Consider the following 19,890-nt stretch of genomic DNA (forward strand, 5'->3'; position numbering starts at 1 on the left):
CGCCTCTCAGACGGGAGTGATGGGGAGCAGCTTGCCGACCTTGATGGGCTCGCGCATCGGCGGGACGTACCGGGTCCAGTCGTCGAAGACCGGGTGGATCGAGTCGTCGGCGACCAGCCGCGGGGTCGTCATGACCTCGTTGTTCCTGGCCAGGTCCTCGCCGGTGACGCCCGACTCCAGCCAGAGCTGGGTGGCGATGCCGTGGCGCAGGATCCGGCACTGGTGGCGGCTGTTGCGCTTGATGTCGAGCGACTCGGCCATGTGGGAGGCCCGGCAGCCGCCGCCGCACGACGCCTTGATGTAGCAGCGGTCGCAGTCGGCGTGGTAGTCGCCGCCGTAGACCGTGCTGGTCCGCATCTCCTTCAGCACCGGGGCGCCGAAGATCTCGGCCAGCGACTGCTGGCGCACGTTGCCGGCGTGGTGCTCGTTGCCGGTGACCAGCTTGCACGGGTAGACGTCGCCGAGCGAGTTGATGTAGATCTCGTTGCCGCCCATGCCGCAGTTGCCCTTGATGGAGCACGTGTTGACCGGCCTCGGGCCGTCGGGGCTGAGCTTGCCGGCCGCCGGGGAGGTCCACGCGATCTCCTGGATCCGCATGTGGTCCTGCCAGCCGAAGTCGGCGTTGTCGGTGACGCCTCGGCCCAGCTTGTTGTGGTACATCAACCGGATGCTGTGGACGTCGAGCTCTTCGAGGAACTGGGCGAAGTCCTCCAGCTCGTCGATGTTGTCCGACGTCACGATGTGGTTGATCTTCGGGATCACGCCGACCTGGTTGAGCAGCTTCAGGGCCTTGTGCGTCTTGGCGAACGAGCCCGCGCCCCGCGTGCGGTCGTGGGTCTCGGCGGTGCCGCCGTCGACGCTGACCGTCACCGAGGTGAACAGGTCGGCGAACCGCTGGGCCGTCTCCAGCTTCCGGATCATCGTCGCGTTGGTGACGATGTTGCACTTCAGGCCGAGGCTCTTGGCGTACTCGACGATCTGGAACAGGTCCTTGCGGAGCATCGGCTCGCCGCCGGTGAAGATGACGTACTCGGCTCCGAAGTCGGCGATCTCCTCGATGAGGCGCAGCGACTCGGCCGTGTTCAGCTCGTTCGGCAGGCACTTCTCCGACGACGCGTAGCAGTAGGGACAGCGCAGGTTGCAGCCGTCGGTGATCGCGTAGTAGGCCTGCTTGAGCTTCGGCTCCTGGAGCGTCACGTTCGGCCGGTGGCCGTTGTAGTAGGTCACCCAGTTGAGGACCAGCTTCGCCAGGGCCTTCTCGTTCTCCACGGTCTCGTCGAGCGGCAGGGAGCGGGCCAGCGCCGACAGGACGCCGAACTCCCGCGATGTCAGCACCACACGGCCGCCCGAATGCGGGTTGACCACGAGATGACTGTCGTCGTGCACGAAATAGGTGAGGCCCTCGGGGACCTCGAACAAGGCGCGGTTCTTGACCAGCTTCCCAGGCATGTCGCTCTCCCTCCCAACTCCCTGCGCGGGACGCGGCCCCGGCGTGCGGGGCCGCGTCCGCGAACCGGTGGAACCTAGTTGGCCGCGCCGCCGGAGCCCGAGCCGGACCAAGCGCCACAGAGGCAGTCGGCCGCGACCGGCACCGAGTGGGCGACGACCTCGGGCTCGGCCCATTCGCCCTCGGCGCTCACGCCGGCGCTGACACCCGCGAGCACGCCGGGCAGAGCGGTCGGGAGCTTGTCCTTGAGGGAGACGAGCAGGTCCACTTCCTCCCGAGTCAGGGTGGCGAACGCCTCCTCGACCTCGGCGGCGAGGGGGGAGTTGAGGATTCCGGCCTGACGCAGTTCTTCTGCGGGATCGAAGGACATGCCTTCACCTTCCTAACAGATGGGATTCCTTGCGCCTTGAGTATGTGCTGGCGACAAGAGGGCCGGACAACCCCACAAACGTGGGCTGACCGGCGGAAAAGACCCCACAAACGTGGGGTGGCCGACCTTTCGGCCGGGTTTCAGAATTACGCAAAAGCGGACAATTTCCCGGTTAGGACGAGTGATGAACAGAACCGGTTCGGGGGCGTTCGACGCACTGGCCGATCTACGTGCCGCAGGGCACCCCATCGATCTGCTCGACGAGCGCCAGCGGGAGGTCTTCGCCTCGCTCAACGAGACCGAGGTCACCCTGCTCAACTCCATCAAGCGCCGTCTCGACGACGTCGCGCCCGAGGTCGAGGGCCAGGAACTGAAGCTGGTATGAGCGCCCAGGGGTCGCGGCCCGCGCGCCGTCACATCGTGGTTCTGTTCATCGACCTGTCCGGGTCGACCGAACTCGCGGAGCGTCTCGACCCCGAGCTGCTCATGCAGATCCTGGAGCGCTACTACGCGGGATGCAGGGAGGCGATCTTCGCCAACGGCGGCGTGATCGAGAAGTACATCGGCGACGCCATCATGGCCGTCTTCGGCATCCCGCTCAGCCGCGAGGACGACGCATTGCGCGCCGTGCTCGCCGCCCACGGCGCGATGAAGTCCGTGTACGAACTGGCCGACGAGCTGGAGCGGGCCGTCGGCGTCCGGATCGGGGCCCACGTCGGGGTGGCGTTCGGCGAGGTCATGGTGGTCGGGAACACCGGGACCGACGTGCGGGTGATCGGCGACACGGTCAACACGGCCGCGCGCATCCAGTCGGCCGCCAAGGAGGGCGAGATCCTCCTCGGCGACGACGTGGCCCGGCTGGTGCGCCAGCACGCGGTCATGGAGGAGGTCCCGCCGCTCACGCTGAAGGGCAAGAAGGAGCCGGTCCGCGCCTGGCTGCTGCTCGACGTCGAACCCGACCGGGCGGGGGACGCGAGCACCGACACCGTCCCGCTGATCGGCCGCGACGACGAGCTGGCCCAGCTCACCCGCCTGCACGACCGGGTGATCCGGGAGCGCCTGTGCGGAATGGCGACCCTGCTCGGGGTGCCCGGCATCGGCAAGTCGCGGCTGGTCCGCGAGTTCCTGCACCGCCTCCCGCCGGAGGTCCGGGTGCTGACGGGGCGCTGTCCGTCGTACGGGATCGGCGCCACCTACCGGCCGATCGCCGAGATGCTGGAGGACGTCAACGGCGACTGGCCCGCCGTCGCGGCGGCCGTGGGACCCGACGGCGAGCGCACGCTCAAGGCCCTGGCGGGCAACGGCCAGACGCCCGGCGTCAAGGAGATCGCCCGCGCGGTCCGCAGCTTCCTTGAGGTGATGGCCGACAACCGGCCGCTCGTGGTGGTGCTCGACAACCTCCAGTGGGCCGAGCCGACCCTGCTCGACCTCATCGACGACTGCGTGTCGTGGCTGACCGACGTGCCGGTGCTGTTCGTCTGCGTGGCCCGGCCGGAGATCTACGAACTGCGCTCCGGCTGGGGCGGCGGTGTGGCGTGCGGGATGTCGCTGGAGCTCGGTCCGCTGGGCGGGGCCGACATCGCCCGGCTCGTGCAGGAACTCTGCGCCGAACGGGTCGAGGTGACGGCGCACGCCGACGACGCCCTGCACTGGCGGGTGGCCGTCAGCAGCGACGGGAACCCGCTGTTCGCCGAGCTGATGCTGGAGACGCTGACCGAGGGCGACGGCTCGCTGCCGCCCACGATCACCGCGCTGCTGGGCGCCCGGCTCGACCGGCTCGGCGGCGACGAGCGCGAGGTGCTGGAGCGGGCCGCGACCATCGGCCAGAAGTTCACCCTCGGCCAGGTCGAGATGCTCGGCCCGGAACCGGGGACCTCGTCCGACCCGGTGCGCAGCCTCCAGCGCGACCGCCTGGTCAGGCGGGGCTCCCAGCCGGGGGCCTTCGAGTTCACCCAGACCCTCACCCGGGAGACCGTCTACTCGCTGACCAGCAAGGAGCTGCGCGCCGACTGGCACCGGCGGCTGGCCGACTGGCTCAGCGAGCAGGACGCCGCCGACGACGCCCCGTTCCGGAGCTGGACCTCCGGCGACATCAGCCGCCACCTGCTCGCGGCCTGCCGGTTCACCCGCGAGGTCCGCCCGTTCGACCCGTCGCTGGCCGCGCTGACCGACCGGGCTGCGAGCGCGCTGATTCGCGACGGCGGCGAGGCGCTGCACCGCAAGGACCTCCCGGCCGCCATCGCGCTGCTGGAGCGCGGGCGGGAGATCCTGCCGAAGGGCCGCGAGGAGCACCGGCGGCTCGCGGTCCTGATCAGCGACGCCGAACTCGCCCGGGGCGAGGCGGGCAAGGCCGCCGCCGCGCTCGACGTCGCCGAGGAGATGCTCCCGGGTGACGCGCGCAGCGCGCTGACCTGCACGATCCAGCGCGAGATCATGGGGATGCGCTCAGGTCGTACAACGGATCTGGAAGTTCTGCGAGACCGGCTGGAGTCCGACGACGACTTCGGCTGGTGCCGGTTCCACCAGCTGGAGGCCTGGACGCACATCGACGCCGGCCGCTTCGGCGCGGCCGACCAGGCGATGCGCGACGGCCTGGCGCGGGCCCGCGCGATGGGCGACCGCTACGAGGAGGACCGGCTGCTCGGCGGCCTCTGCGAACTGGTGCAGTGGTCGCCCACCCCGGTCGGCGAAGGGCTCGCGCTCTGCGCCGACCTGCGGGAGCGGTTCGTCGGCGACCGGGCGCTGCTGGTGCCGGTCCTGCTCACCGAGGCCCGGCTGCTCGCGCTGAGCGGGGAGATCGAGACCGCCAGGGAGACCCTCGACACCGCCGCCCTCTACGTCGACGAGCTCGACCTCGGCCTGCCCGCCATCGCGGTCACCCAGGTCCGCGGCCTCGTCGAGTCGCTGGCCGGCGACCACGAGAGCGCCCGCACCCTCTTCCGCGACGCCGCCGCCGCGCTGCACGCCGCCGGGCACGGCGGGGCCGCCACCACCCTGGAGATCTACGCCGCCCGCGAGACCCTCCGCCTGGGCGACCCCCGCCTGGCCGCCCAGGAACTCTCCCGGCGGGAGGGCCCGCGCCAGCTCCGGGGCGAGGTCACCGCGCTCACGCTGGAAGCCGCCATCGCCGCCCGGACCGGTGCCGATGCGGAGGCTCTGGAGATCACCGAGCGGGTCGCCGCGCTCGTGGAGACGACCGACGACCCCTGTCTCCGTGGCGACATCTTCGTGGAGATCGCCCATATCCGGCGCGCCGCAGGGCGCGATCCCGCCGAGGCGCTCAGAAACGCGCTCACCGCCTACGACAGCAAAGGGGCGAGCCTGCTCGCCCACCGGACCCGCGACCTGCTGGGGGACCCGTGACCCTGACGCCCACCAACCCGCCACCGCTGCCGCCCTGGCGAAGGGCGCAGCGTGACCACTTCCCCGGCGTGCCGGCCTGGGGGCTGGCCACCCGCCGCGCCTCCCCCGAACCGTTCGAGATCAGCCGTCTGGAGTCGGTGGACAAGGCCTGGGCCTACGGCGGCGCCGACGGCACCGGCGTGCGCGTCTGCGTCCTGGACACCGGCGTCCAGGCCGACCATCCCCACGTCGGGGGCCTGGAGGCGTCCTACCAGGTCGTCGCCGACGGCGCGGGCGCGCTGTCGGTCGCCGAGTGCGAACCGCACGACCCGGCCGGGCACGGCACCGCCTGCGCCTCGGTGATCCGCCAGGTCGCGCCGGGGGCGTCGATCAGTTCGCTGCGGGTGCTCACCGACGGCAAGAACGGCAGCGGCGACGCCCTGCTGACCGGGCTGCGGTGGGCCATCGAGGCCGGGTTCGACGTCATCAACATGAGCCTGTCGACGACGAAGTCGGACTTCCGGCACACCCTTCAGGAGCTGGCCGACCGGGCCTACTTCCGGCGCTGCCTGCTGGTGGCCGCCGCGCACAACATGCCCGTGCTGAGCTTCCCCTGGACGTTCTCCTCGGTCGTGTCGGTGGCCAGCCACGACCAGACCGACCCGATGACCTACTTCTACAACCCCTCGCCACCCGCCGAGTTCCACGCCCGCGGCGTCAAGGTGCCGGTGGCGTGGACGGGCGGCAAGGTCGTGCGCAGCACCGGCAACAGCTTCGCCGCCCCGCACATCGCCGGGATCTGCGCGCTCATCCTGAGCAAGCACCCCTGGCTGACGCCGTTCCAGCTCAAGACCGTGCTCTATCTCGCCGCGGACAACACCGCTGACACCATCGCGCAGAACGGAGAGCCCGATGTCCACTGAGGACTTCGACAGCACCGAACGCAAGCTGCTGCAGTCGATCGTCGAGGTGGCCCGCCACATGTTCGGCGCGGCCGCCGCGTCGATCTTCCTGGTGGACCCGGAGACCGGCGAGCTGGTCTTCGAGGCCGTCTCCGGCGAGGGCGAGAAGGAGCTGGTCGGCAGCCGGTTCCCGGCCGGGACCGGGATCGCCGGGTGGGTCGCCACCAGCGGCCAGCCGATGGTCGCCGACGACCTCAAGGAGACCAAGTTCGACCACGACGCCGCCGAGTCGACCGGCTACGTGCCCGCCACGATCATGGCCGCGCCGCTGATCCGGTTCGAGGAGTGCGTGGGCGTGCTGGAGGTGCTCGACCGGGCCGAGTCGCGCAGCGACCTCGACGACATCGAGCTGCTCGGCCTGTTCGCCACCCAGGCTGCGTGCGGCCTGGAGTTCCTGCTGCGGGTCAGGCACAGTGAGACCAGGCCGGCGATCGACCCCCAGGACGTGCTCCGGCGGCTCAGCGACCGCCCGCTGAACGGCGACGGCCCGCGCGACGTCGCGGCGCTGAAACTGCTCGCGCTGGCCGACGAATTGCTCGCCCACTAAATACCTCCGTGTATGTCTCAGGGCAATGACCGAATCGCGCCAGATTTCTGACATTTCTTGACATGGCGTAAGTCAGCGCTTCTCTCGTCTACTCAAGTCGTCGATCGACGGCCTCGGGGAAGGACGACATGGGACCTGACGTGCGCCTCAGGAGTTCGTGGCCGCTCGTCGGACGCGCCGCGGCCCTGCGTGTCATCACCGAATCGGCGGCGCAGCCGGACATCGAAGGCGTCGTGGTCGTCGGCCCACCGGGGGTGGGCCGCACCCGCCTGGCCAAGGAGGCGGTCACGAGGCTGTCGTCCGCGGGCCACCCCGGCTCGTGGGCGACCGGCACCCGCGCGGCCGGCACGATCGCCCTCGGCGCGCTGCTCCACCTCGCTCCACCGGGTGACGCTCTGGGCACGTTCGCCCGGATCGTGGAACGGTTCAGCGCCCCCGGCGGACAGCGCCCCGTGCTCGTGGTCGACGACGCCCACCTGCTCGACTCGGCCTCGGCCGCGCTGGTCTTCCAGCTCGCCGTGCACACCCGGACGTTCGTGGTGCTCACCGTCCGGCAGGGCCGGACCGCCCCCGACGTGGTCACCGCCCTGTGGAAGGAGCGGGTGGCCCGCCGGGTCGAACTCGAGCCCCTCGCCGACGAGGAGGTCGACGCCGTCCTGGAGCGCGGCCTCGGCGGCCCGCTCGACGTCGTCACCCGGCGCACCCTGCGCCGCCTGTCGGCGGGAAACCCCCTGGTCCTGTACGAACTGGTCCAGTCGGCCCTGGAGGGCGGCGCCCTCCGCAACGTCGACGGCCTGTGGCACCTCGACGGGCACCTCCAGGTCACCGGCCGGCTGGGCGATCTCGTGGAAGCCCAGATGGACGTCGACGACTCGGCCGTGCTGAGCGTCCTGGAGGTGCTGGCCTGCAAGGAGCCCCTCAGCCAGCCCGTCTTGGAGGCGATCACCGGCCACGCGGCCGTCGTCCAGGCCGAACGCCGCGGGCTCGTCGTGCTCGAACGCTCCGGCCAGCGCCTCGCCACCCGCCTGTCCATCCCCGCGTACGCCGGGGTGATCAGGGCCCGGATGCCCCGCGCGCGGGCCCGCGCCATCTGGGAGAGCCTGGCCGAGTCGCTCGGCAAGACCCCGCGCCGCCGCGCCGACGACGCGCTCGAACTGGCCGTCTCCCGCCACCGCGCCGGACTCGGCTCCTCGGCCGGGGAACTGCTCGCCGGGGCCCGCCAGGCAGCCGAACGCCTGGAGTTCGACCTGGCCGAACGGCTCGCCATGGCCAGCCGCGACGCCAGCGGCGGCGTCGACGCCGACCTGACCCTGGCCGAGGTGCTCGCCTGGCAGGGCCGCTACGAGGCGGCGGCCGGAATCCTGCCCGAGCCGGAGGACTGCGCCGACGAGGAGAGCTCCGACCGCCGCGCGATGCTCCAGGAACGCATCGAGTACTGGCACCGCGAAGCGGCCCCGGCCGGCGGCCACCCGACCGGCGAACGCGCCGCCGAGGCGGTGTCGACGTGGATCATTCTGCTGGAGGGCCACGTCGCCCGCTCGATCGCGGTCGGCACCGCCCTGCTGGCCCCGCCCGACCCCCACCTCCCGCCCCGCGCCATCACCTGGGCCGCCACGGCGATCATGGTGGCCGCCGGCCTGGCGGGCGACCGTCGGCTCATCGACCAGGCCGCCGCGACCGGCCTCCACGTCGCCACCGAACACCGGGGCACCCTGCCGCGAGCCCAGGGGCAGGTCCACAGCGTCCGCTGTGTGGCGCTGGTGCTGGCGGGCGCGCTCGCCGAGGCCGCCGAGGCCGTCGAGGCGGGCTACGAGGAGGCGGTGGAGACCCAGCTCCCGCAGCTCGTCGGCGTCTGGACGGGCCTGCGCGGCATCGTCGCCAAGGCCCAGGGCCGGATGACGTTGGCCCAGCAGGCGCTGCGCGAGTCGATCGTGCTGCTCGACGGCCACGACCCGCTCCGCCTCCAGCGCCTCTACCTGTCCGAGCTCGTCGGAGCCCTCGCCATGGCGGGCGACACGGCCGGGGCCGACCAGTGGCTGGCCCGGATGGAGGACTCCCCGGCCCCGCCCGGCGCGCTGGTCGACCCGTGGATCAACCGCAACCGCGCCTGGGCCGCCGTCGCCGCGCTGGACCTGAACCACGGCGTCGAACGTTCGATCACCGCCGCGAAGGAGGCCCGGAAGGCGGGCGCGCCGCTGCTGGAGGCGCACGCCCTGGCCGACGCCTGCCGGATGGGCGGCGCGATCTCGGTCCGCGACCGCCTGGCCGAACTCTCCGCCACCACCCCCACCCCGGTGACCAGGGCCTTCGCGGCGATGGCCACGGCCTACGCCACCGAGGACCCCGATCTGCTGATGGAATCGGCCCTCATCCTGCACCGCTTGGGGCACACGCTCGCGGGGGCGGAGTGCGCGGCGACGTCGTACCGGTTACTCGTGGCGGCCGGACGACGGACGGCCGCCACCAACGCGCAGACCCTGGCCAGGGAGCTGCTGGCCGACTGCGGCGGGGCGAGGACGCCGCAGTCGGACCTGTCGGGCGGCGAGACCACGCTGACCCCCCGGGAGCTCCAGGTCGCCAAGCTGGTGGCGTCGGGGCTGACCGGCCGGGCGGTGGCCGACCGGCTGGAGCTGTCCCTGCGCACGGTCAACAACCACCTGGGCCGGGTCTACACGAAACTGGGGGTGTCGGGACGGCAGGCGCTGGCGCAGGTGCTCGGCCCCATGGACTACCCCTGACTGCCAGGTCGTTATACGGGCCTTATACGGCACCTGTGCAAACGTGAAAGGGAATCGAACCAAATCGAGGGGGTTCCCGAATGTCGGCGAAACTTCGGAGGTCGGCGGTCGCGCTCCTGGCGACCCTCACGGTCCTCACCGTGCTGACCGCACCTCCGGCCCAGGCCGAACCGCCCAAGGGCGCTGTTTCGAACATGCCCTGGGGTTAGCCGAGCCGGGCGGCGGCCTCCTCGGCCTTCCGGCGCAGGAGCCGGCCACGGCCGTGGTCGCCGCTCGTTTCGGCGATCGCGGCCTGGACCCGCAGCGCGCGGGCCCGCCACAGATCGTTGCCCATGGACGTGAAGATCGTCAGCGCGCGGGCGACGAGATCCTCGGCCTCGGGCGAGCCGGTCCGCAGTTCACCCAGGGCGACCAGCGCCATCGCCTGGGCGAAGGGCTCTTCGAGGGCCTCGGCGATCTTCAGGGCCGAGTGGAGGGTGTGCTCCGCCTCGGCGGTCCGGCCCAGTTCGGCCTGCGCCTGACCCAGCCCCCGGAGCAGGTAGGCCTCGCCGAGCAGGTCGTTGAGCCCTCTGACCAGCGGCAGCGTCGCCTCGAAACACTGGGCCGCCGCCTCGTGGCGGTGCTGGCGAAGGTGACTCTCGCCCAACGCGAACCGGGCCTGCGCCTGGCCGCGGATGTTGCCGAGCTCCTCGAACGCCGCCAGCGCCTCGCCGAGCAGCTTCTCGGCTGGGGCGAACCTGCCCCGGTCGAGACTGATCTGGGCCAGGCCCGCCAGGACGTTCGCCTCGGCGGCCCGGTCACCGGCCGCGCGCAGGATCGGCAGCGCCTTCTCGTAGGCCACCGAGGCGTCGTCGAGGCGGCCGGTCGAGCGGTGGAGCATGGCCAGGTTGCGCAGGGCCAGCGCGTGACCGTGGGGTTCGGCGGCCGAGGTGAACAGGTCGCATGCCTCGTCGAGCAGGCGTCGCGCCTCGGGGAAGCGCTTGCGGTTCAGATCGAGGCTGCCCAGGCCGTAGACCATGGCGGCCTCGCCCCGGACGTCGCCCGCCGCGCGGGCCGCCGCGAGAGCGGCCAGGTGGGTGGTCTCCCAGTCGGCCAGGTGGAAGTGAGACTCGAACAGGGTCACCGAGGTCATCGCCAGGTCCCACGCCAGCCGGTGATCGCTCGTGTGGACGACCACGCTGACCAGCGACGACCGCTCCGTCTCCAGCCAGCCCAGCGGATCGGCCAGCAGCCGGTCGACGGTCGCCGGATCCGGCCGCCAGCGGGGCGCGGCGTCGTGCAGGACGACATGGTCGCCGCCGTACACGCGGATGTGCGCCTCTTCGGCGAGGGCGAGCAGGCCGCCGTAGGCGCGGGCCAGGGCGGCGGCGCGTTCGGCGGCGGGCTCTTCGGCCAGGGCGCGTTCGCGGGCGTAGAGGCGGACCAGGTCGTGGAAGTGGTAGCGCGGCGGATGGTGGGGGGAGGAGCAGTCGACCTCCAGGAGCTGCGCCGCGACGAGCTGCTCGATCAGTTCGTGGGCGGCCGGGAGGTCGCCGTCGAGCAGGGCCGCGCCGACCCACGTGGCGAACGAGGCGGTGTCGAGCAGGCCGAGCAGCCGGAACAGCCGGGCCTCGGCCGGGGCGAGGCTGCGGTAGCTGAGCTCGAAATGGGTGCGGAGCCGGAGGTCGCCGTGGGCCAGCTCGTCGAGCCGCCGCCGCTCGTCGGCGAACCGTTCGGCCAGGTCGGCGGGGGTCACGTCGGGACGTCCGGCCAGCCGGGCCCCGGCGATGCGCAGGGCCAGCGGCAGGCCGTCGCACAGGGCGGCGAGCCGGACCGCCGCCGGGTCGTCGCGTAACCGGCTCGCCCCGGCCACGTCGGCCAGCACGGTCAGCGCGTCGTCGGCCGCGAGGGTGCCCAGCCTGACGACCTGGGCGCCGTCCCGGGAGACCAGGCTGTCGAGGCTGTCCCGGCTGGTCACGACGGCCGCGCAGGTCGCCGAGCCGGGCAGCAGCGCCCGGACCTGGGCGGCGTTCCTGGCGTTGTCGAGCACCATGAGCACCCGCCGCCCGGCCAGCGCGCTGCGCAGCAGCCCGGCCCGCTCCTCGGGGTCGGGTGGGATGCGGCTGCCCGGCACGCCCAGCGCCCGCAGGAACCCGTCGACCACGTTCTCGACCGCCACCGGCTCGATGTGCTCGGCGTATCCGTGCAGGTCGGCGTAGAGCTGGCCGTCGGGGAAGAGGTGGGCGACGCGGTGGGCCCAGTGGACGGCCAGGCCGGTCTTGCCGACCCCGCCCATCCCAGTCACCCCGGCGAACGCGGGTACACCCTTGGCCGACCGATCGGCGAGGATCCGGTCGAGCCGGGCCAGTTCGGCGTCCCGGCCGGTGAACCCCGCCACGCTCGGCGGCAGCTGCGCGGGCACCGGTACGAGCTGCTCGGCGGGTCCCTCCGCGTGGCGCGCCACCCGCTGCCGGGGCGGTTCGAGCGAGGGGTCGGAGCGCAGCATCGCGGCGTGCAGCCCGACCAGGTCGGGGCCGGGTTCGCGGCCATGCTCGGCGACGGTGCGGCGGCGGCCGGAGCGGTAGACCTCCAGGGCGTCGGCGCGGCGGCCGGCGCGGTGCAGCGCCAGCATCAGCAGGCCGCGCAGCCCCTCGCGGCCGGGATGCCGGGCCACCTGGGCGGTGAGCTCGCCCACCAGGTCGGCGTGCCGCCCGAGGGCCAGATCGGCCTCGAAGCGGCGTTCCCCGGTGGCCAGCCGGAGCTCGTCGAGGCGGCGCGCCTCCTGGTGCAGGAACGGGATCCCGGCCAGGTCGTCGTAGGCGGGCCCGCGCCACAGGGCGAGCGCCTCGCTGAGCAGGTCGCCGGCGCGGGCGGGGTCGCCGTCGGCCAGGGCGCGGGCCCCCTCGGCCGCGCGGCTCTCGAACAGGTGGGCGTCGAGCTCGCCGGTACGGACGCTCAACGCATAGCCGGAGGGGTGCCGGACGATGCACTCCATGTCCCCGACGGCGCGGCGCAGCTGGTAGACGTACAGCCGCAGGTTCTCCTTGGCCGACGGGGGAGGGGCGTCCCAGAGCAGGCCGTGGAGCCGGTCCATGGGCACGATCGTGTTCGCCCGGCTGATCAGCCCGGCCAGGAGGAGTCGCTGCTTGGCCGACCGCAGCGGGATCGCGACATCGTCGGCCATGAGGGTCAGCGGGCCGAGGACCCCCATCCACATAAGCGGCAATCTATCGGGTCACCGCACTTATAGGTGTGCAAGAGATCGAAGACCCCGGCGAGACACCGCATGGCCGGGGGTCACGGGCTCATCCGGGTCGACATGCCGCTTTTGGGGTGGTTGATCCCCTCCTGAGAGTGGTGGTCGGCGGCGTGCGAGTATGTCCCGGGTGAAACCACAGCCGCAGGTCATGACCCCCGGCCTGACGTTCCTCTTCGCCGTCGCCGGGGGCGCGGCGGTCGGCAACCTCTACTGGGCCCAGCCGCTCCTCGACTTCATCGCCCTGGAGCTCCACGCGTCGACGGCCACCGCCGGTCTGCTCGTGACGGCGACCCAGGTGGGCTACGCCCTGGGGATCCTGCTGTTCGTGCCGCTGGGGGACGTGCTGAACCGGCGCAAGCTGATCCCGGTCATGCTGCTGATCTCGGCGGTGACGCTGCTGCTGTGCGCCCTCGCGCCCACGTTCGCCCTCCTGCTGGCCGCGATCTCCCTGCTCGGCGTCACCACCGTGGCCGGACAGCTCCTCACCCCGCTGGCCGGAGACCTGGCCGACGACACCCGGCGCGGCCACGTGGTCGGCACGGTGACCTCGGGCATCCTGACCGGCATCCTGGTCTCCCGGACGATCAGCGGCCTGGTCGCCCAGTTCGCGGGCTGGCGCACCATCTTCGTGGCGGCCTCGGCCCTGGCCGTGCTGTCCGCCTTCCTGCTCTACCGGGCGATCCCGGAGCTGGAGCCCAAGACGCGGCTGGCGTACCCGAAGTTGATCGCCTCGGTCTTCGGGGTGGTCCGCCGAGAGCGGGTGGTCCGCTGGACCCTCGTCCTGTCCGGTACGGGTTTCGCCACCTTCACCATGTTCTGGACGTCGCTCACCTTCCTCCTCAGCTCGCCGCCCTTCGACTACCCGGTCTCGGTCATCGGCCTGTTCGGCCTGGCGGGCCTGGTCGGAGCCGTGGCCGCCCAGCGCGCCGGGCGCCTCCACGACCGCGGCTGGTCGCTGCCCGCCACGGGCCTGCTCTGGATGCTGGTCCTGCTGTCGTTCGGCGTGGCCGAGTTCGCCGGGCGTTCGGTGGTGATGGTCCTGGTCGTCGTGGTGCTGATCGACGCGGGGATCCAGGGCCTGAACATCCTGAACCAGATGCGGATGTTCGCGGTCTCCCACGAGGCCCGGAGCCGGTTGAACACCGCCTACGTGACGGGGAACTTCGTCGGCGGCGCCATCGGCTCGGCGGCGGCCTCGGCGCTGTGGGCGGTCGGCGAGTGGCACGCGGTGAGCCTCGCGGGCATGGCGATGTCGGTCGTGGCCCTGGCGATCTGGGCCGTCGGCAGGCGCGGCGCCCTGGTCGTTACCTCTTCGTGATTGGCCGATCGCGCCATTTGCCGGTGATGCCCGCGTTTCCATGAGCATTCGCCGCCCTAAACCCCCGGAATCCCCAAACAGCGGCAACTCGACGGCAGGTCGCAAGGCCTCCGGTCAAACCACGCCCATCGTCGCCTGCAACCTCGTCCAACCAGCTTCAAATCGACGCCACTTCACTAGCTATTCGGGCCGAAAGCGAAAAAAGTAGAAGTGTACACAATGTCGAAAGAGCCCAGAGGAGTACCCATGGACGGCAAGCGATTCGCGACGGTGGGGGCGGGGTTCCTCGGAGCGGCGGCCCTTGTCTTCGGCCCGGTGTCGGCGGCGTCGGCCACCGAGGCCGCGACCACCGCGACCACGACCGCGGTCAGCACCTCGGCGAGCGCCTTCCCCGGCCACGGCGGCTGGGGCGACGGCCACCACCACAAGCGCTACCACAACTACGACTACAACCACCACAACCACCACAAGCACCACTACAACAAGCACCACGGCCACCACTACGGCTGGTGGTGAGCGCCGCAGCTCTCAAGGCAGAGCAGAACAAGCGCCACAGCTCCCAAGGCAGATGCAGTGCACGAGCCACGGCTCTCAAGGCAGATGCAGAGCAAGAGCCACAGCTCACCAGCCAGTCACCTCCACCGCTCGGGGCCGTCCCGGGCGGTGGATCCATGTCCGGGCCGTCCCGAGCGATGGACCTCGGCTCGCGGCTGGGCCCGGTGATGGGCCTCGGTTCGTGGCCTGGGTCCGGTGATGGGCCTCAGTTAATGGCCTCGGCCGGGTGATGGGCTTCGGTTCGTGGTCTGGGCCGGGTTTTCGGGGCTTCGGGATAAGCGCCGCATAAGGGCTTTGCCAACGAGTGGGGGACCTCATCTCCGCCGCCCTCGGGCATCCCGGGATTCGGCTGAGGCCGTCCCCAACCCATTCCCACTCAACGCGCACCGCAACGTAGCTCGATAAGCCCTACATAAAAGCCGAGGGCCCCCACCCGCCCAGAACCTGTCCGGGTCGTCGTCAAAAGGACGCCACGCCCCCTAGAGCCGCCCCCCGGTCGTCGGCAAGCCTGAAATGGCAAGCCAGGCGAATCCTAGGAGGAGAAGCCATGAACGGTAAGCGATTCGCGACGGTGGGGGCGGGGGTCCTCGGTGCGGCGGCCCTGGCTCTGGGGCCGATCTCGGCGGCTCAGGCCGAAACCACCAGCGCGGTGACGACTACCGCGGTGAGCACGGTCGCCGCCCCGGCGTCCACGACCTACGACGACTGGGGTTACGACGACTGGGACGACGACTACTACTACGACGACTACTACTACGACGACTGGGACGACGGGTACTGGGACGACGACTACGTCGTCGAGGAGTACTACTACTGGGACTAGCCTCTAGCGGCTCCCGCCTTCACCGCCCGGGTCATCACCCGGGCGGTGCAGGTTTCTCTACTGGAGCGGCCCGCCCATCGAGGCGAGCAGTTGCTGCATCCGGTCGATCTCGATGCGCTGGTCGGAGTCGACGTGGGTGGCGAAGACGTAGGCCTCGGTCTCCTGACCGCCGCCGGCGGTGAACAGCGTGCCGACCATCTCCAGGGCGCCCATGTGGTGGCCGATCATGAACTGGGTGAAGAGGCGGTCGAACTCGCCGTCCTTCGCCTTCTCCAGCCGGTCGAACTGCGCCTCGGTCAGCATCCCGGGCATCATCCCGCCCGCCCCGTGGCCGTGGTCGGCCGACGGCACGTCCTGCCCCCGGGACGTCAGCCACTTGCGCATCTGCGTCATCTCGTCCTCCTGCGTGGACGAGATGCGCTTCGCGATCAGGGTCACGTCGCGGTTCTCGGTCCGGGCGGGCACGAGCGAGGTCATCCGGAGCGCCTGGGCGTGGTGCGGGATCATCCCCTGGAAGAAGGTCACGTCGGCGGCGGTGAAGGACGCCGGGGTGGCCGAGGGCACGGCGGTGCCCGTGAGCGTCTTCGCGGCCTGGCCGGGAGCGCCGGGCTGGACGACCACCGGCGCATTGGGCGCGGGCGGCGGTTCGTCACTGCAGCCGGCCAAAACCCAGCCGGTGACCAGCAGTAATGCGCTCAGTTGACGCAATCCGTTCATAGTGGGGTGCTGCTCCCGCTGTCCCGTCGGCATCTGTCCGGAAAAGTAGATATGTCTACGTATAGAACATCAAGACCCTTTCGGTTACGGTACGCGGTGAAATACCACATAGGACCGCCGCCCCAACCTCAGGGCGAACGGTTCCCATCAGAAGGGACGCCCCGTTGCGACTACGCACCCTCGGGGTCCTCGCCGCTGCCGGCGCTTTAGTGGTGGGCCTCCTGCCCACCGCCGCGCAGGCGGCCGATGACCCGCGTGTCGGCCTCGGAGCCGGCTGGCTGGACGCCCAGTCGGCCGCCAGTGGCCTCGAGCTGACCAAGCACAACGACAAGCCCGCCGGATTCGTCAACCCCGACAGCCCCGGCAGCTCCTCGTTCGCCAACTCCGACCTGGCGTTCAGCGGAAACTACGCCTTCGCGGGCAACTACAACGGGTTCAACATCTACGACCTCAGCACCGGCGCCGATCCGGTCCTGAAGACGTCGGTGGTCTGCCCCGGCGGCCAGGGCGACCTGTCCGTCTACGGCAACCTGCTGTTCATGTCGGTGGAGGAGACCCGCGGCCGGATCGACTGCGGCACCCAGGGCGCCCCCGGCACCGTGAACCCCGAGCGGTTCCGCGGTGTCCGCATCTTCGACATCAGCGACATCAACGCCCCCACGCAGGTGGCGGCCGTCCAGGCGTGCCGTGGTTCGCACACCCACACGGTCGTGACCAGCCCCAAGGACAAGAAGAACGTCTACGTCTACATCCAGGGCACGTCCAGTGTCCGTTCGGGTGACGAGCTGGCCGGCTGCGCCAACACCGCCGCGACCGACCCGAACACCTCGCTGTGGCGGATCGAGATCATCAAGGTCCCGCTGAAGAACCCGGAGCAGGCCGCGATCGTGGCCCAGCCCCGCCTGTTCGCCAACCCGGAGACGGGCGCGATCGACGGTCTGCAGAACACCCCGCCGACGGCGACCCACCCGTCGGGCACCAACTGGTCGCCCCGCCCCGTGACCAGCGCGTGCCACGACATCACCGCCTACCCGGAGATCGGGCTGGCCGCCGGCGCCTGCTCGGGCAACGGCATCCTGCTCGACATCAAGGACCCCGAGAACCCCAAGCGCCTGGACGCGGTCTCCGACCCGAACTACGCCTACTGGCACTCGGCGACCTTCAACAACGACGGCACCAAGGTCGTCTTCACCGACGAGTGGGGCGGTGGCTCCGGCGCTCGCTGCCGTGACACCGACCAGCCGTCGTGGGGCGCCAACTCCGTCTACAACATCGTCGACGGCAAGCTGGTCTTCCAGAGCTACTACAAGCTCCCAGCGCCCCAGACGACGGCCGAGAACTGCGTGGCCCACAACGGCTCGCTTGTCCCGATCCCCGGCCGCGACATCATGGTCCAGGCCTGGTACCAGGGCGGCATCTCGCTCTGGGACTTCACCGACTCGGCCAACCCGAAGGAGCTCGGCTACTTCGACCGCGGCCCGGTCAACGCCACCACGCTGACGCTGGGTGGTTTCTGGTCGGCGTACTGGTACAACGGCCACATCTACGGCACCGAGATCGCCCGTGGTTTCGACGCCTTCAAGCTGGTCCCGACCACCGCCGTGGCCCAGGAGGAGATCGACGCCGCCAAGACCGTCAAGCTGAACCTGTTCAACCCGCAGGGTCAGCCGCGCCTCGGCTGGGAGCCGAGCTTCGAGCTCGTCCGCGCCTACCAGGTGCAGGCCGAGCGCGCCGGTCTCGGCAAGATCCAGGCCAAGGCCGTCGACAGCCTGATCGACGAGGCCAAGCGTCTGAAGGACAACCACAAGAAGCTCCTCGCCTCGGTGGCCCTGAAGACCGCGGCCGCCCTGCTGAAGAAGTCCGACCCGGCCCAGGCCCGCCTCCAGTCGGCGCTGAACGACCTCTCGAAGGAAGTTCTGCGCGGCGGCAGGTAGTCCCCTGAGTGAGTGAAAGCGGGCGGGTCCCCCTCGGGGCCCGCCCGTTTACATGAAGTTTTCTTGATCGGGCCGACCGCCGCGCATACGCTCCGGACGAGCGAACGAAAGTGTGCGGCATGGCCAAGATGTTCGACACCTCGCTGCGGATCGACGCGGCGGGGCCAGGTGGGATCCCCGTCGTCAACAACATCCGATTCCTCCAGCACTCGGTCTGGTTCGCCCTGGACCGGGTGGCTTCCGGATTCCCCGGCCCCGTCGTCCCCCTGACCAGGGGGAACGCCTCGATCGTGCTGCTGCGCGGCGAGGAGGGCGCACGGCGCTACTTCACTGACAACGACGTCTTCGAGCGGCTGAGCGACGGAGTCTTCTCGCTGCCTCCGGGCCGCCCGTGGTCGAAGATGTTCGAGGCCGTCATCACCTTCAACGGCGACCGGCACCGCCGGGCCCGCAGGCTGCTGATGCCGATCGTGCACAAGAGCGCGATGGACCACTACGCGACCGTGTTCGCGCAGACGTTCAAACGCTCGAAGTTCGCCGCGAGCGACGGTGAGCCGTTCGACATGGCGGCCGAGTTCCTCGACATCACCCGGACGAACCTGCTGATCTGCCTGCTCGGCCTCGACCCCGACGACCGGAACGTCGAGCTCGCCGAGGCCGTGGCGAACCTGCTCGGGCCGATCATCAACCCGCTCGTCTTCATGTTCCAGCACGAACGCGGCTGGACCCCCTACGGCCGCTGGACCCGTGAGATCGCGGCCGTCTACGACCGGCTGGCGCTGCTCATCGAGCGCAAACGGGCCGACGAGCCGCGCCGCGACGCCCTGTCGATCCTCTGCCACACCACCGACGAGAACGGCGACCGGCTGAGCGTCCCCGAAATCGCGGGTGAGCTCCACGCCCTGTTCTCCGCCGGGTTCGAGACCACCGCCATGTCGATGACCTGGGCCCTGCTCACCATCCTCGGCACGCCGGGGCTGTCTCCCGACAGCGAGGAGGAGCTCGACGCGGTGGTCCGGGAGTCGCAGCGGCTGATCCCGACCGTGCCGTTCAGCCTGCCCCGCCGGGTCGCCCGGGACGTCGAGGTCGGCGGGGTGACGGTCCCGAAGGGGGCGCTGGCCTTCGCCGCGCCGCTGCTCGAACAGCGCGACCCGGTTTCGTTCCCCGACCCGGGAACGTTCCGCCCCGAGCGCTGGACCGGCGCCCAGGTCTCGCCCTACGCGTTCCTGCCCTACGGAGTCGGCGCGCGGCGCTGCCTGGGCGCGTCGTTCGCGGACCTGCAGATCCGGACCACCCTCGGCCTGATGGAGTGGCCGTCGCTGCTCACCACCGAGGTCGACTACGTGATCAGGCACGGCGCCACGGCGTTCCCGAGAAAGCCGGTTCTGGTACGCACCGGTGAACGCGCCCCCGCCGCCCCCGTGACCGGGACGGTCCGCCGCCTCTGGGCGGCCTAGATGTACTTGGTCATGAACTTGGTGACAGTCGGCTGATGGGCGGCTTGCCGCCGAGGGCTGAGTGGGGGCGGCTGGTGTTGTAGTACTCCAGCCAGGGGCCGAGGGCTTGGGTGCGGTGCTGGTTGCTGGCGTAAGGCTGGCGGTAGGCCCATTCGGTGGCCATGGTGCGGTTGAGGCGTTCGGCTTTGCCGTTGGTCCATGGGCAGTGCGGGCGGGTGAACTTCTGCCGTGCGCCCAGTGCGGTGCAGGCCTGCTGGAAGGCGTGGCTGATCCGGTAGTTCTTGGCGTTGTCGGTCATCACCCGCTGAATGCGGGTGATGCCCTGGCTGGCGAAGAAGGCCGCGGCCCGGGTGAGGAAGGCGGCGCAGGTGGTGCCTTTCTCGTCGGTCAGGACTTCGATGTAGGCCAGGCGGGTGTGGTCGTCGATGGCGGTGTGCAGGTA

At 70.9% G+C, this 19,890-nt stretch carries 16 protein-coding genes; 11 read left to right on the top strand and 5 right to left on the bottom strand.

What is annotated here, in order from left to right; genetic code table 11:
• Positions 1-6: 6 nt before the first annotated feature.
• Both stsB and AW270_RS36015 read right to left on the bottom strand, forming a co-directional pair.
• Positions 7-1,449, bottom strand: a complete 1,443-nt coding sequence (stsB, locus tag AW270_RS36010) for a StsB family radical SAM/SPASM domain sactipeptide maturase (protein WP_061300630.1) — start codon at positions 1,447-1,449, stop codon at positions 7-9.
• A 74-nt stretch (positions 1,450-1,523) separates the two neighbouring features.
• Complete coding sequence (locus tag AW270_RS36015) at positions 1,524-1,817, bottom strand: StsA-related sactipeptide RiPP (protein ID WP_061300631.1); 294 nt, start codon at positions 1,815-1,817, stop codon at positions 1,524-1,526.
• A gap of 184 nt (positions 1,818-2,001) precedes the next feature.
• Between AW270_RS36015 and AW270_RS39305 the strand changes: the two genes are divergently transcribed.
• From AW270_RS39305 to AW270_RS41975, 6 genes are all read left to right on the top strand, one after another.
• Positions 2,002-2,202 carry an aroma-sacti cluster domain-containing protein gene (locus tag AW270_RS39305; RefSeq protein ID WP_061300632.1) on the top strand — a complete coding sequence of 67 codons (201 nt, stop codon included), beginning with the start codon at positions 2,002-2,004 and terminating at the stop codon, positions 2,200-2,202.
• Positions 2,199-5,180 carry an adenylate/guanylate cyclase domain-containing protein gene (locus AW270_RS36025; RefSeq protein WP_061300633.1) on the top strand — a complete coding sequence of 994 codons (2,982 nt, stop codon included), beginning with the start codon at positions 2,199-2,201 and terminating at the stop codon, positions 5,178-5,180. The genes AW270_RS39305 and AW270_RS36025 overlap by 4 nt, the downstream gene beginning before the upstream one ends.
• Entirely contained in the window at positions 5,177-6,082 is a 906-nt protein-coding gene (locus tag AW270_RS36030; protein WP_218009436.1) for a S8 family serine peptidase, read from the top strand. Before AW270_RS36025 ends, AW270_RS36030 begins: the two co-directional genes overlap by 4 nt.
• On the top strand, positions 6,072-6,668 hold the full coding sequence (locus AW270_RS36035) for a GAF domain-containing protein (protein WP_061300634.1): 597 nt from the start codon (positions 6,072-6,074) through the stop codon (positions 6,666-6,668). The genes AW270_RS36030 and AW270_RS36035 overlap by 11 nt, the downstream gene beginning before the upstream one ends.
• 128 nt (positions 6,669-6,796) lie before the next feature.
• The gene (locus tag AW270_RS36040; RefSeq protein ID WP_157523148.1) at positions 6,797-9,406 is read left to right on the top strand and encodes a helix-turn-helix transcriptional regulator; all 2,610 of its coding nucleotides are present in this window, start codon (positions 6,797-6,799) and stop codon (positions 9,404-9,406) included.
• Positions 9,407-9,486: 80 nt separating this feature from the next.
• The gene (locus AW270_RS41975; protein ID WP_275477800.1) at positions 9,487-9,615 is read left to right on the top strand and encodes a hypothetical protein; all 129 of its coding nucleotides are present in this window, start codon (positions 9,487-9,489) and stop codon (positions 9,613-9,615) included.
• Here AW270_RS41975 and AW270_RS36045 read toward each other — a convergent pair.
• Positions 9,612-12,602, bottom strand: a complete 2,991-nt coding sequence (locus tag AW270_RS36045) for an AfsR/SARP family transcriptional regulator (protein WP_061300636.1) — start codon at positions 12,600-12,602, stop codon at positions 9,612-9,614. The genes AW270_RS41975 and AW270_RS36045 overlap by 4 nt on opposite strands.
• Positions 12,603-12,771: 169 nt before the next feature.
• Between AW270_RS36045 and AW270_RS36050 the strand changes: the two genes are divergently transcribed.
• The 3 genes from AW270_RS36050 (at position 12,772) to AW270_RS36060 (ending at position 15,340) form a co-directional block, all read left to right on the top strand.
• Positions 12,772-13,962 carry an MFS transporter gene (locus AW270_RS36050; RefSeq protein ID WP_218009437.1) on the top strand — a complete coding sequence of 397 codons (1,191 nt, stop codon included), beginning with the start codon at positions 12,772-12,774 and terminating at the stop codon, positions 13,960-13,962.
• Positions 13,963-14,208: 246 nt separating this feature from the next.
• On the top strand, positions 14,209-14,478 hold the full coding sequence (locus tag AW270_RS39965) for a hypothetical protein (protein WP_061300638.1): 270 nt from the start codon (positions 14,209-14,211) through the stop codon (positions 14,476-14,478).
• Between the two features lie 586 nt (positions 14,479-15,064).
• A complete protein-coding gene (locus AW270_RS36060) occupies positions 15,065-15,340 on the top strand; it encodes a hypothetical protein (protein ID WP_061300639.1) in 276 nt (91 codons plus the stop codon).
• A 57-nt stretch (positions 15,341-15,397) separates the two neighbouring features.
• Here the strand turns inward: AW270_RS36060 and AW270_RS36065 are convergent, their stop codons facing one another.
• Positions 15,398-16,057 (bottom strand): DUF305 domain-containing protein, encoded by a 660-nt coding sequence (locus tag AW270_RS36065; protein ID WP_169807421.1) that lies wholly within the window; start codon positions 16,055-16,057, stop codon positions 15,398-15,400.
• A gap of 164 nt (positions 16,058-16,221) precedes the next feature.
• Here AW270_RS36065 and AW270_RS36070 point away from each other — a divergent pair, with 164 nt between their 5' ends.
• Together AW270_RS36070 and AW270_RS36075 are read left to right on the top strand one after the other, a co-directional pair.
• Positions 16,222-17,991, top strand: coding sequence for an LVIVD repeat-containing protein (locus tag AW270_RS36070; protein ID WP_061300641.1), 1,770 nt, complete (start codon positions 16,222-16,224; stop codon positions 17,989-17,991).
• A 119-nt stretch (positions 17,992-18,110) separates the two neighbouring features.
• Positions 18,111-19,448, top strand: a complete 1,338-nt coding sequence (locus AW270_RS36075) for a cytochrome P450 (protein ID WP_061300642.1) — start codon at positions 18,111-18,113, stop codon at positions 19,446-19,448.
• 10 nt (positions 19,449-19,458) lie between these two features.
• On the opposite strand, the gene AW270_RS36080 is transcribed toward AW270_RS36075, so the two are convergent.
• The coding region (locus AW270_RS36080) for an integrase core domain-containing protein (RefSeq protein WP_157523073.1) at positions 19,459-19,890 on the bottom strand (432 nt) is incomplete at its 5' end.

The sequence above is a fragment of the Herbidospora cretacea genome, assembly GCF_001570605.1.
Classification (GTDB): domain Bacteria; phylum Actinomycetota; class Actinomycetes; order Streptosporangiales; family Streptosporangiaceae; genus Herbidospora; species Herbidospora cretacea.

Coding starts and splice junctions, on each gene's coding strand:
- stsB (WP_061300630.1), bottom strand. CDS start 1,449: ATGCCTGGGAAGCTGGTCAAGAACCGCGCCTTGTTCGAGGTCCCCGAG.
- AW270_RS36015 (WP_061300631.1), bottom strand. CDS start 1,817: ATGTCCTTCGATCCCGCAGAAGAACTGCGTCAGGCCGGAATCCTCAAC.
- AW270_RS39305 (WP_061300632.1), top strand. CDS start 2,002: ATGAACAGAACCGGTTCGGGGGCGTTCGACGCACTGGCCGATCTACGT.
- AW270_RS36025 (WP_061300633.1), top strand. CDS start 2,199: ATGAGCGCCCAGGGGTCGCGGCCCGCGCGCCGTCACATCGTGGTTCTG.
- AW270_RS36035 (WP_061300634.1), top strand. CDS start 6,072: ATGTCCACTGAGGACTTCGACAGCACCGAACGCAAGCTGCTGCAGTCG.
- AW270_RS36040 (WP_157523148.1), top strand. CDS start 6,797: ATGGGACCTGACGTGCGCCTCAGGAGTTCGTGGCCGCTCGTCGGACGC.
- AW270_RS41975 (WP_275477800.1), top strand. CDS start 9,487: ATGTCGGCGAAACTTCGGAGGTCGGCGGTCGCGCTCCTGGCGACCCTC.
- AW270_RS36045 (WP_061300636.1), bottom strand. CDS start 12,602: ATGTGGATGGGGGTCCTCGGCCCGCTGACCCTCATGGCCGACGATGTC.
- AW270_RS39965 (WP_061300638.1), top strand. CDS start 14,209: ATGGACGGCAAGCGATTCGCGACGGTGGGGGCGGGGTTCCTCGGAGCG.
- AW270_RS36060 (WP_061300639.1), top strand. CDS start 15,065: ATGAACGGTAAGCGATTCGCGACGGTGGGGGCGGGGGTCCTCGGTGCG.
- AW270_RS36065 (WP_169807421.1), bottom strand. CDS start 16,057: ATGAACGGATTGCGTCAACTGAGCGCATTACTGCTGGTCACCGGCTGG.
- AW270_RS36075 (WP_061300642.1), top strand. CDS start 18,111: ATGGCCAAGATGTTCGACACCTCGCTGCGGATCGACGCGGCGGGGCCA.